The organism is Paenibacillus polymyxa (assembly GCF_018614975.1).
Lineage (GTDB): Bacteria > Bacillota > Bacilli > Paenibacillales > Paenibacillaceae > Paenibacillus > Paenibacillus polymyxa_E.
Genome location: NZ_JAGGNR010000014.1, coordinates 215,582 through 229,059, shown reverse-complemented (window position 1 = coordinate 229,059; position 13,478 = coordinate 215,582). Strand labels below are relative to the sequence as shown.

Below are 13,478 nucleotides of genomic sequence, written 5' to 3'. Positions count from 1 at the left end.
GCCATGCATTGTCCGGTTTCCTGAATATAGAACCCTCATTATATCATATTCGTTCTTTTTTTTCTGAAGGCACATGATGTCTGATAGAACAGGGAAAAGCCAAAATTCGAAGCCAGGGATTGAAAAAAAAGAGGTCAACTTATCCGAATTGCCGCATAGGTATGTAATACACTTTTCACAACAATACAAGATGTTTGGACAGAGGGTGGCGGAACTAAACAGGACCGCAAGATTGGTATTCAAGCAGGAGCCGCAATTCTATTGATTTCTTCATACCATTCGGAATGGTTGACAATCACACTAAAGGAGCCATGGGAGGTACCAAGCATGAATATTTTTGAACGCATTGCGGAACATCGGGCAGAGAGTGACCGTTTGACATGGAACGGAACATTTGAAGATTATATTGAACTGCTGAGAGAGAACCCGACTCCGGCAATGACGGCTCACGCCAGAGTGTATGAAATGATTGAATCGTTTGGCGTTGAAGAAGTAGGTGGGCATAAGCGGTACAAGTTTTTTGAGCAGGAGATCTTTGGACTGGATCGTTCGATTGAAAAGCTGGTTGAAGAATACTTCCACTCGGCAGCACGTCGTCTGGATGTACGTAAACGGATCTTGCTCCTGATGGGTCCCGTAAGTGGAGGTAAATCGACGCTGGTGACGCTGCTGAAACGAGGGCTTGAACAGTTCTCGCGGACAGAGAAAGGTGCGATATACGCCATTGATGGATGCCCGATGCATGAGGAGCCACTACATCTGATTCCACTGGAGCTTCGTCCTGAAGTGGAAAAGGAAATTGGTGTCCGTATTGAGGGCAACCTTTGCCCATCTTGCCAAATGAGACTCCGTACCGAATATGGCGGTGATATCAGCAAGGTGCCGGTTGAACGGGTCATTGTGTCCGAAGATAATCGGGTCGGGATAGGAACGTTCAGTCCATCCGATCCAAAATCGCAGGATATTGCCGATCTGACCGGTAGCATCGACTTCTCCACCATTACGGAGTTCGGTTCCGAATCCGATCCACGTGCCTATCGTTTTGATGGGGAGTTGAACAAGGCGAACCGCGGATTAATGGAGTTCCAGGAGATGTTGAAATGTGATGAGAAATTCCTGTGGAATCTCCTGTCGCTCACGCAGGAAGGGAACTTCAAAGCAGGACGCTTCGCCTTAATCAGTGCGGATGAAATGATTGTGGCGCATACGAATGAATCGGAGTATAAGTCTTTTATCTCCAACAAGAAGAATGAGGCGCTGCAATCCCGGATGATTGTCATGCCGATTCCGTACAACTTGAAAGTATCCGAGGAAGAGAAAATCTATGCCAAGCTCATTCAGCAAAGTGACATGAAGCATGTTCATATTGCACCGCATGCATTGCGGACTGCAGCCATTTTTTCCATACTTACCCGCTTGAAGGAAACGAAGAAACAAGGCATGGATCTCGTTAAAAAGATGCGGATGTATGATGGTGAAGAAGTGGAAGGATACAAAGAAGCCGATCTTCGCGAGATGCAAAATGAGTATTTGGATGAAGGGATGTCCGGCATCGATCCACGGTATGTCATTAACCGGATCTCCAGTGCTTTGATCAAGCAAAATCTTCAGTGCATTAACGCGCTGGACATTCTGCGGGCCATCAAGGACGGTCTGGACCAACATGCTTCGATTACGAAGGAAGAGCGTGAGCGTTATCTGAACTTCATTGCTCTTGCACGCAAGGAGTATGATGAACTGGCCAAGAAGGAAGTGCAGAAAGCATTTGTGTACTCATTCGAGGAGTCGGCAAGAACGCTATTCGAGAATTACCTGGATAACATTGAAGCATTCTGCAACTGGTCCAAAATTCGTGATCCGCTCACAGATGAAGAAATGGACCCGGATGAGCGTTTGATGCGTTCCATCGAGGAGCAGATCGGGATCTCCGAGAATGCAAAGAAAGCGTTCAGGGAAGAGATTCTAATCCGAATCTCGGCATACTCCCGTAAGGAGCGCAAATTCGAGTACAGCAGCCATGACCGTCTGCGTGAAGCGATTGAGAAGAAGTTGTTTACAGATCTGAAAGACATCGTCAAGATTACAACCTCAACCAAAACACCAGATGCAACCCAATTGAAACGAATGAATGAAGTTATTAAACGCTTAATTGAAGAGCATGGATATACCGCAGCCAGCGCCAATGAACTGCTCCGTTATGTGGGCAGTCTGCTTAATCGCTAATCGGCAACGAACCATTCCGGATCAGGCTTCTGATGTCTGCTGTGAGGCTCCTTCACAGCAGAGTCAGGGCCTTTTTAATTACATGAAGGTTATATTCGTCTGAAAAGCTGACAAATAAGGTTAATTTTAAAGAGAATTAGTTCTAATGGTATATGTATGTTTAGGTATTTTAGTCTATAATCAATACATATATTTACAATTTAAAGTAATGGTGTTTATTAAGGAGCTGACTGAACCAGATATGAGCAGTATTTCCGCAACAAGACAGAAGCAACTTGATTACATGGGATTAACCGCAGGGGATCTAACACTGCTTGCCAATCATCGACCTGTTTTTAAAAAAGTCGTTAATGAAGTGGTAGATCATTTCTACAATCATGTGGGGAATTATCCTGATCTGGTAGATCTGATCGCAAGATTCTCCTCCATTGAACGTTTAAAAGAGACGCAGAAGATGTACTGGTTATCGATGACGGATGGAATTGTGGACGACGCATACATTGAGCAACGGATTGCAATTGGGCTTGTACATTCACGGATTGGTCTGTCCGAAGATTATTATCTGGGTACCTATATGGTATACCTTGATATTGCAACGAGCATATTCCAGCAGGTTATCCCTGATTCCTGGCATCTTGTCATTCAAGCGCTTAGCAAAATGTTTAATCTGGATTCACAGCTTGTCCTTGAAGCCTATGAGAAGAAAGAAAAAGAAAAGTTACATCAGCTTGCCGATGACCAACAACATACCTTGCAGGCGATTACGCAGATTACCCAAGAGCTTACAGGCATGATTAGTGAATTAAATGAAAGCGCAATGGCTATATCGAGTGTTGCCAAAGAAACAGCGGCTTCTCAGGATCAGGCTCAAGTTCTGCTCACGGAATTGACAGGGGAGATCCAGCAGATCGGAAAAATGGGTGAACTCATTCGCGAGATATCGGATCAGAGTCATCTTGTCGGTCTGAATGCAGCGATTGAAGCTGCTCATGCAGGAGAGTTCGGACGTGGCTTCGAAGTAGTTGCCAGTGAGGTGCGCAAGCTTGCAGCCAGCTCTCGGGATGCCCAGGGGAAAATTCAGTCTAATCTGGAGCAGATCATGAAGAAACTAAGCAGTGTGCAGCAGGAGTCGGATCATACGTCTCGCGGAGCACGGAGCCAAGCTTCACGCTCGGCTGAACTCGCTGTATTTGCAACAACAATGGAGAAACTGTCTCTGGATTTGAAGAATCTGGAACAGCAGGAATAGAGCTTAAAAGCATTAGGAACCTTCCATACCGTTTCAGGCTGTTTTAAGCTATAATGGGTAGACAAACCTGCCGATGTTATAGAAAATGCAGCCGGAGACAGGGGATTTGAAAGAGGTTGAGGTGATCAGATGGCTTCTATCCATGATGTAGCCAAGGAAGCGGGAGTATCTGTTGCAACCGTTTCCAAAGTGATAAACGATTATCCTGATGTAAGTGAAAAAACACGCAAAAAAGTCAATATAGCCATCGAATTATTGAAATATCAACCCAATGTGGTCGCACGTGGACTTGTCAAACGCCGTTCATGGACGGTGGGAGTACTTTTAACGGTTCCGTTTACAAACCCTTTTGTGTCAGAGTTGCTGGAAGGGATCAAGACAGCGCTGGAGAACAGTGGATATGATCTGGTCCGGTTGTCTACTCGATTCGATGATCCGGCGTACTCCTTCATCAAACATTGCCGCAGTCGTAATGTGGATGGCGTTGTGGTATTCGGGGAAGGCAGAGAAAACGCGAGTATTCAGGAACTGGTGGATGCAGAGATTCCAACGATGTTTATCGATACGGACATGTTGGGCAAGCGTGCCGGTTACATTACTACGGATAACGCAAACGGGATCTCGATGAGTGTCAAACATCTGTATGAGCTTGGGCACCGCAAAATTGCCTATATCTCAGGGACACTTGGACCTGCTGTAGCTAATCTGCGATTGGAAGGATATCGGGAAGGACTGCGAGAATGCGGCATTCCGTATTCTACGGTATATCTGGAAGTCTGCGATTATTCATTCGACGGAGGAAGCAAGGCTGCCCGGCGATTGCTGGCACTTCAGGATCAACCAACGGGGATTGTCTGTGCATCAGACATGTCTGCTTTTGGGGCGATTCATGAAATTGAAAAACATGGACTGAGTGTGCCAGAAGATATCTCGGTTGTCGGATTCGACAACACATATTATGCTGAGGTGTTTAAACCCGGACTGACCACGGTGAATCAGAATATTTATTCCATAGGCATTAAGTCCATCGAATATCTGATTGCCATGATCGAGAATCCATCTTATTCTCCTCCCGTGGTGACGGAACCTTCCAATCTGGTCGTCCGTCAGACGACAGCACCTTTAAAAGTGTAAAGACCGTAAAGTCCTCAAGATGTGGACACGGAGCACAGCTAACAAGCTGTGCTTTTTGTCGTTCTATATATATTCTGGAGCATAATGACGATGGCATGAAAACATCCTGATTTATCATAGTGAACGGATTTTACGATTTCACATACAAGTCCTATAGTTTAACGGGTAAACAAAGTTTGCTGGCAATCGTATAATGAAAGTGCTTACAATTTCTATTGAATAACGTAACGTCTATCCAATCCTGTACGATCTTGTAAAGGGCTGGCGCATGACAGAACAAAGGTTACTCTTCACAAACAACCAACCAAGGAGGAGATCGGATGCATTTGAGAAAATGGTGGAGCTTGTGTTTGTCGGCTGTATTGATCTTCAGTTTGTTCCCAAGTGTGGGAACAGGAGGGACACGTGCTGCGGCTGCGGACGTTAAGACTGGCGATGAAGAAGTACTGTTCGAGGCTAATTTTGAAGATGGTGTGTTGGGGCAATGGCGTCCACGTGCGAGTGAAAAGCTTGATATCGTAGCGCAAGTAGGTCACGACAGTACACGCAGCCTGAGAATCTCTTCCCGTACCGAAACGTTCCATGGACCCTTAATTGAAGTAATAGACCATGTACAGAAGGGCAGCACGGTTCATATTTCATTTTGGGCCATGTACGATGAAGGACCCGACAGTCAGGTCATTAACGGTTCACTGGAGAAAGAGTACAATAACGACGCTTCAAGTCGTGAATATGCTACGTTTGCCTCTGCTACCCTGAACAAAGGACAGTGGAAAAAAATCGAGGCGGATGTGGTGATCCCCGGAGAAAATAGTGGCATCACCGGATTCCGCATGTATGCAGAGACACCTTGGAAGACGTCAGCAGAAGTGACGCCGGCTGATACGATTACTTTTTACGTGGATGATGTTCTGATTACAGAAGCCGAAAAAATTGAAATAGAGCCGAACATTCCGAATCTAGTGGATGTTGTGGGACAACACTATGCAATGGGAGCGGCAATCGACCAGTCTGCACTGGATGCGGAAGATCCGCATTCCCAGCTGTTGACGAAACATTTTAATAGCATTACAGCGGGAAATTTTATGAAAATGGATGCGATGCAACCACAGGAAGGGCAGTTTGTCTGGTCAGAGGCAGATCGTCTGGTGAACTTTGCCGAAGCGAATGACATGGAGGTGAGAGGTCATACGCTGTTATGGCATAGTCAGGTGCCGGAGTGGTTCTTTACCGATCCGGATGATGCATCGAAACCTGCCACGCGGGAACAGTTGCTTGCACGGATGAAAACCCATATTCAAACCATCGTGACCCGGTACAAAGGAAAGGTTCATACATGGGATGTCGTCAATGAAGTCATCTCAGACGGAGGCGGCTTGCGGAATGAGGCCAGTAATTCCAAGTGGAGAGATATTATTGGGGATGTGGATGGCGACGGAGATGACAGTGATTACATTGAGCTGGCTTTCCGATATGCACGTGAGGCTGACCCCGATGCTGTATTGGTGATTAATGACTATGGAATGGAGGGCAATGGAAACAAGCTGAATGATATGGTGAAGCTTGTAGAGAAGCTGCTTGCCAAAGGAACACCGATTGATGCGGTTGGATTTCAGATGCATGTGTCGATGTACGGACCGGATGTAAAGCTCATTCGTGAGGCTTTTGAGAAAGTGATCGCTCTTGGTGTGAATGTACAGGTTACAGAGCTGGATGTTTCGATCTATTCAAGTAATTCTGAACTGGAGATGCCTGTCACAGATGAATTAATGCTGCAACAAGCTTATCGTTATCGTGAACTGTTCGACCTGTTCGAAGAGTTGGGAAAACGCGGTGTGATGGACAGTGTTACGGTCTGGGGACTTGCAGATGATGGTACATGGCTTGACAATCATCCAGTCAAAGGACGCAAAGATGCACCATTGTTATTTGATCGTAAATTAAAAGCAAAACCGGCATTTTGGGCACTGGTGGACCCTTCCACCCTTCCGATCTATCGTAATGAATGGACAGCACTTAAGGTCAGCCCTTCTTTCCCGAATCACAAAGGACAGGAAGATATTCTTTGGGGTGCTGTGAAAGGACTCGAAATTAATCATCTGGCAGATGGTACATCTGCGGTTACGGGTGAGGCTCGTATGATGTGGGATGCCAAAAAGGTGAATTTACGAGTGGAAGTGAAGGATACCACACGTCGCAAAGGGGATCAGGTGCAGGTTTTCCTCGCGGAAGAAGTCAAGGAGACAGGCACTGCAACTTCTGAAGCTGATCTGTCTGCCAAGAAGAAAAATCCGCCGTCTGCCAATGGTCAATATACATTTAAACGGGATGGCGGTAAAGGCAAAGATAAAAATACTTACAACGTACAGGAGACAAAAACCGGTTATGTTGTATACGCATCACTGCCTATGTCAGCTACTTTACTTACCGAAGGCCAGGTCTTGTCTCTGGATTTTCGGATTACGGATGAATATGCTGCTGGAAAGACAGCGACCATCGTTTGGAATGATATTTCCAATCAACAGCCCAACAAACCAGCCAACCGGGGCAAACTGAAGCTCGGTTCTGTCTTGAAACAAACCAAGGTCACTTATGGCAAACCTGTCATTGATGCAAAAAAGGATAACGTCTGGAAGAAAGCTGCATCTGTTAAAACGGATGTCTGGGTGGTCGGAAACTCCGGTGCAACCGCGACTGCACAGCTGTTATGGGATGAGAAATACCTGTACGTATTGGCAGATGTGAAAGATCCTTTGCGAAGCAAATTAAGTTCTAATGCACATGAGCAGGATTCGATCGAGATTTTTATCGACCCGAGCAAAGATCAGACAACATTCTATCAGGAGGATGACGCCCAGTACCGGGTCAATTTTGATAATGAAACTTCTTTTGGAGGAAATGCACGGAAAGAAAGCTTCAAATCAGCTACCCGATTAACAAGCGGAGGGTATACAGTTGAAGTGGCAATCCCACTAGATAGCGTTCGTGCTGAAGGGAAAAGATGGATTGGATTTGATCTGCAAGTAAATGATGATGGCGCGGGGGATGGCAAGCGAAGCAGTGTGTCCATCTGGAGTGATTCATCAGGTAATTCTTATCAAGATACTTCCCGCTTTGGCAGTCTGTTACTGACTCGTAAATAGAATATTTAGTTGTGAATTAGAGTATAAGAATGTTAGCAATTCAACATCGTATATCTGGAAATAAGTGTTGATTTTAAAGGCTGGGACGTTTAGACTATATACATTCAAATAAACGGGTTCCAATGTATGACAACGGCTTCAACTAAGTCTGTGGTCACGAGTCAAATGATGCGGAGGGAGTGCCTGTCATCCAGACAGCGCACTCGCTTCTTTTTTACATTTTTGCATACATACGAGGCATTTCCCGGTTGAAAGGACAGAGTGAGTGGAGCACCTACATGGTACGTACAACTTAGAACTTGTTATTTTATCCTATATTATTGCATCGGTAGCTTCATACGCTGCCCTTGACCTTGCAGGCCGTGTAAGTCAGGCTAGCGGGATGGCGCGGAATGTATGGCTTACCTGCGGTGCAGTCTCGATGGGGCTGGGAATCTGGTCCATGCATTTCGTAGGTATGCTGGCTTTTGTTCTGCCTACGCAAGTCTCCTATTCCACCGGTAAGGTTGTTTTATCTGTTCTACTTGCTATTGTCGCATCGGGGGTGGCCTTGAACATTGCGGGTAGACAATCGGGCAGGATAAGCAAGCTCATAATTGCTGGATTACTGATGACAGCGGGGATCAGCTCGATGCATTATGTGGGAATGGCAGCGATGTCAACTCCGGTTACGTATGAACCAGGCAGAGTGGTGTTATCCATTCTAATTGCAGCACTTGCTTCATTTGCGGCGTTGTGGCTCATGTTTTTCTTCCGTTATCATCAATCAAGACATACCTGGGTTTACAAGATGGGCAGTGGTCTCATTATGGGTATTGGAATCTCTGGCATGCATTATACAGGGATGTCAGCCGCACATTTCCATCATTCACATGGCTCGATGATCAGTTCAGGTATGCAGATTGAGCCAGGCATTCTCGCCTACTTGATCGCATCAGGCACATTTATTGCTTTGGGCTTGACGTTGTTTGGCATATTTATCAATCAGCGAATGTCACAGAAAGATCGACGGATTCATGAGAATGAGCAATGGTATCAGGCCCTGTATCATAACCATTCGGATGCCATTATTTCAGTGAACAAGGAAGGTATTGTCAAAGGGATTAATGCTGCTGTAACAACAATCACCGGATATCCTGAAAAAGGGGTCATGGAGCGTTCCATTGATGAGATCGCTCAGCAAATCGATATCGAGTGGATAAGTGAATTTGATTCCATCGATTGGGATGATCATGGGCTGGAGCAGGAGCAGACGCACTACATGGCCAAAATGAGAGACATACAGGGTGAACTTCTGGACCTTAGTATTGTTGTAGTTCCTGTTGTCATTGATGGCAGACATGTGGGAAGTCACATTTTGATCAAAGACATTACGGAGGAGAAGCAGGCCCAGGAGAACATTCGTCACCAGGCTTTGCATGATCCATTGACGGGGCTGCCCAATCGGCGCAAGTTGGATGATGTGCTGGCTCTCACGATTCAAGCTTCGGAAGAAAAAGGGGATTCTTTTGCCGTTATGGTGATGGATATAGACCGTTTTAAGATGATTAATGACTCGCTGGGACATTCCGTTGGGGATATATTTCTAAGAGAAGTCAGCAGCCGGATCATGAAAGCGATCGAAGCTTCTGATCCGATGGCGATGGAGAATGTCATGCTGGCCCGAATGGGCGGAGACGAGTTCACATTAGTGGTAACCGATGATCAAGCGACTGAGGTTCGAGTGGCAGAACTTGCAAAACAGATTGTTGAAGCCATTCAGTTACCCTACCGTTTGAAGGAAAATGACTTTTACGTGACCGCGAGCATTGGAATTGCGATGTATCCGGATCATGGAGTGGGCGTGGATTCTTTGCTGAAACATGCGGACTCCGCCATGTATGAAGTGAAGAAAAATGGCAAGAATGGTTTCCAATTCTACACGGCCCAATTGGATTCGGAACTATATGAACGCATTGAGCTGGAGGGTTACCTTCGTAAAGCGTTGGAACGCGATGAGATGGTCCTGTACTATCAACCACAGATTCGTACCGAGGATAGCCGCATGATTGGTGTGGAGGCTCTTATACGTTGGAACCATCCACTCAAAGGTCTGCTCGCACCCAATGTGTTTATCCCGCTTGCAGAAGAGACAGGCATGATCTATGAGATTGGCAATTGGACGCTGCGGGAAGCGTGCAGGCAGATGAAGCTCTGGCACGCCAGTGGCGGACCACTCATTCCGGTATCGGTTAACTTATCCAGCCAGCAGTTCCACCAATCCAACTTGGTAGAACAGGTCAAGAATGCACTCTTGGAAACAGGGCTGGATGCTCGATATCTGGAGTTGGAAATAACAGAGAGCATGATGATGGATGCAGCCGTATCCACAGCGATTCTTAATGAACTGACAGCACTGGGTGTCAAGATCAGCCTGGATGATTTCGGGACAGGATACAGCTCACTGAGTTATCTGAAGCATTTCCCGATTCACAAGCTCAAGATTGATCGTTCGTTTGTGACGGACATTACAGAGAGTCACAGCGATCAAGCCATTGTGGCGACCATTATATCGATGGCACAGAATCTCAAGATGGAAGTCATTGCGGAAGGCATTGAGACGAAAGGTCAACTGGATATTCTGATGCAGAATGATTGCCGCGAGATTCAGGGATATTATTTCAGTCGCCCACTGCCGGCAAGTGAAGTGGAGCATGATTTTTTTGTACCGCTGCGATTGCAGGGTAATGGTACACCGCCGGTATCATCCTAATTTTATGAAATACCAGCGGCAAGTTCCCGTGTATGTCGGGAACTTGCCGCTTTTTTGTGTCTTATATTTTAATATTCTCATCCATGATAAGAGCATTTATATTTTCGTTTCCAACAACGATAATCGAAAACCTTACAAAAACTTGCGGTGGTGCTTCTTCCCATCATACGTAAACCAGATCGGTTTATCCTCCACACGTGTCTCCACATGGACCGTACGCCCCCAGAGGCGATACAGATAAGGCATGGTGCGTTCCATATATTTCAGGTCCAACTCGATGCCCTCATATTGATGTTTCAGTACGAGTTCCCCGGTCCGCATATAGTCGGCATCTTGCACGACAAGATAAGGGGAGCCCCCGTTGACACGTGAAAATACGAGCTGATCCCGTATGTTCTCCCAGGACTTGTCGGTGATTTTCCAGTCCGGGCCTTTTTTCTCAAATACATAAAGGTCAAGATCCTCGGTTAATTGCTTGTTCATGTAATTGCGGATAAAAGAGGTATCGGAATCGAATTCACGCACCTCGAACATTTTGGCACGACCTTGCCCTGGTTTGCGGCCCCAACGTTCCTGTTCTTCACGGGTTGGGTTATCCCAGCGCCGTTCAATATCCTCGAAAATCTTCAGTCCCAGATAATACGGATTCAGACTTTGTTTGGATGGCTGCACCACGGAGGAGTTGAGTTTGGCAAATTCGATCGTATCCTCACTGTTCAGATCGAGTTCACGGATAATGCGTTGATGCCAGTAGGATGCCCAGCCTTCGTTCATGATTTTGGTTTCCATCTGTGGCCAGAAATATAACATCTCTTCACGCATCATACTCATGATATCCCGCTGCCAGTCGGTCAACACTTCCGAAAATTCCTGAATAAACCACATGACATCCTTCTCCGGTTCAGGCGGGAAGTGATGGACCTGAATACCTTCGGTGGGTGCTTCTTCCGACTGCACATCATCAAGTGACCATAGATCATCATAGCGACCTTCCGGTTTGGGTGCTTTCTCACCGCGCTGCTCCCGCATTTTCATCTCCATGTAACGTTGTTTGTCCAAATGGCGGGGTTTAATCAGCTGTGGGTCTACGTGCTCCTGAATTGCAATTACGGCATCGATAAATGCCTCAACGGCTTCCGTTCCGTGCGCCATCTCATAATTGCTGATCCGATCCGCCGTAGCGGCCATGCTTTCGACCATATTCCGGTTGGATTTGGAGAAGCGGGCATTGTTTTTGAAAAAATCGCAGTGGGCCAGGACGTGGGCTACGATCAATTTGTTCTGAATCAGGGAATTACCATCCAGCAGGAAGGCGTAACAAGGGTTGGAGTTGATGACAAGCTCATAAATTTTGCTGAGTCCAAAATCGTATTGCATTTTCATCTTATGAAATGTTTTGCCAAAGCTCCAGTGACTGAATCTGGTCGGCATACCGTAAGCTCCAAATGTATAAATAATATCCGATGGGCAGATTTCGTACCGCATGGGGTAATAGTCCAGACCAAAACCATTGGCAATCTCCATAATCTCGGCAATGGCGTATTCGAGGTCGCGGATCTCATCTGTCATTGAACGCTGCCTCCTTCCCGTTTCTGGAAAAAGCTGCGCAAAGCTTTGTACACTTCGCCTTTTTCTTTGATCACATAATACATGAACTGATCCATCTTGATATGACGGTAAGCCGACATCAGTGTGCTGCTGCGGTTGTACTGATTCACCTCGCCGTACCCGAACATGTTGCAGCGCTTCATTAACTCACCAATCAGCTTCACACACCGCTCGTTATCCGAGGTTAAATTATCCCCGTCAGAGAAGTGGAACGGGTAGATATTGTAACTGGAAGGTGGGTATCGGCTGTCAATAATATCCAGAGCCTTCATGTATACAGAGGAGCAGATGGTGCCTCCGCTCTCGCCACGGGTAAAGAACTCTTCTTCGGTTACTTCCTTGGCTTCCGTATGATGGGCGAGGAAAACAATCTCAACTTTCTCATACTGACGGCGTAGAAAACGGGTCATCCAGAAGAAAAAGCTGCGCGCGCAGTATTTCTCAAACGAACCCATGGACCCGGATGTATCCATCATGGCAATGATAACGGCATTGGATTGTGGAATGATTTTGTCTTCCCATGTCTTGTAACGCAGGTCATCCGGACTGATGTGATGGATGCCTGGTGTACCGGTCGTTGCATTGCGACGCAGATTCTCCAGAATGGTACGTTTCTTGTCAATATTGGACTGCATGCCTTTTTTGCGAATATCGTTGAATACCACCGTATGTGTCTCAATCAGGTCTTTGTCTTTCTGCTTCAGATCAGGTAATTCCAGCTCAGCGAAGAGCATATCTTCCAGTTCCTCAATACTAACTTCGGCTTCTACAATATCATGACCAGGCTGATCGCCAGCTTTTTCACCTTTGCCGGGTTTCTGCGAAGCAGAGGGATCACGACCGATGACGTCTCCGACCTGACTGTCACCGTCTCCTTGACCGACATGTTTTTGCTTCTGGTAGTTATACACAAAACGGTACTCATCCAGACTGCGGATTGGTACCTTGATGATTTGTTTTCCATCAGACATGATGATGTTTTCTTCCGTAATCAGATCAGGCAGATTCTGCTTGATGACATCTTTCACCTTTTGCTGATGGCGCTGTTGGTCCTGGTACCCTTTGCGGTGAAGCGACCAATCTTCCTTCGACACGACGAACGAGTAAGGCTGGTGTGAATTTGACATGTAGGCACCCCCCATTGATTACGCGGCACAGTTTGGCCTGTCGGTAATTAAGTATATTCACGGGCGAGGACGATATGTGATGAGAGTGGATATAAAATGATACAATTGCACAAGTTCACCACAGAGGTAAGGTGAGTTGTAAGAACAGAACTACTCCATTTTTTACAGAAACAGTGAACAAGTGTGATATCCTTCCTTTACAATAGGAGAAAGACATCGATCTGGCATCGAATAGAGGTTGT

The 13,478-nt window shown here is 46.2% G+C and carries 7 protein-coding genes; 5 read left to right on the top strand and 2 right to left on the bottom strand.

The genetic code is table 11. The features are described 5' to 3' along the window. Positions 1-327 precede the first annotated feature (327 nt). The 5 genes from J7E78_RS14195 (at position 328) to J7E78_RS14175 (ending at position 10,501) form a co-directional block, all read left to right on the top strand. Positions 328-2,223, top strand: coding sequence for a PrkA family serine protein kinase (locus tag J7E78_RS14195; RefSeq protein WP_215076897.1), 1,896 nt, complete (start codon positions 328-330; stop codon positions 2,221-2,223). Between the two features lie 241 nt (positions 2,224-2,464). Continuing rightward, positions 2,465-3,472, top strand: a complete 1,008-nt coding sequence (locus tag J7E78_RS14190; RefSeq protein ID WP_215076896.1) for a globin-coupled sensor protein — start codon at positions 2,465-2,467, stop codon at positions 3,470-3,472. Between the two features lie 129 nt (positions 3,473-3,601). Next, the gene (locus J7E78_RS14185) at positions 3,602-4,606 is read left to right on the top strand and encodes a LacI family DNA-binding transcriptional regulator (RefSeq protein ID WP_215076895.1); all 1,005 of its coding nucleotides are present in this window, start codon (positions 3,602-3,604) and stop codon (positions 4,604-4,606) included. Between the two features lie 320 nt (positions 4,607-4,926). Then, positions 4,927-7,749 (top strand): endo-1,4-beta-xylanase, encoded by a 2,823-nt coding sequence (locus J7E78_RS14180; protein ID WP_215076892.1) that lies wholly within the window; start codon positions 4,927-4,929, stop codon positions 7,747-7,749. Between the two features lie 265 nt (positions 7,750-8,014). Further along, complete coding sequence (locus tag J7E78_RS14175; RefSeq protein WP_215076890.1) at positions 8,015-10,501, top strand: EAL domain-containing protein; 2,487 nt, start codon at positions 8,015-8,017, stop codon at positions 10,499-10,501. 132 nt (positions 10,502-10,633) lie between these two features. Here J7E78_RS14175 and J7E78_RS14170 read toward each other — a convergent pair whose 3' ends face one another. Both J7E78_RS14170 and yhbH read right to left on the bottom strand, forming a co-directional pair. Continuing rightward, complete coding sequence (locus J7E78_RS14170) at positions 10,634-12,070, bottom strand: SpoVR family protein (protein WP_215076889.1); 1,437 nt, start codon at positions 12,068-12,070, stop codon at positions 10,634-10,636. Then, positions 12,067-13,236, bottom strand: a complete 1,170-nt coding sequence (gene yhbH / locus J7E78_RS14165; RefSeq protein WP_215076887.1) for a sporulation protein YhbH — start codon at positions 13,234-13,236, stop codon at positions 12,067-12,069. The genes J7E78_RS14170 and yhbH overlap by 4 nt, the downstream gene beginning before the upstream one ends. Positions 13,237-13,478: the final 242 nt, after the last annotated feature.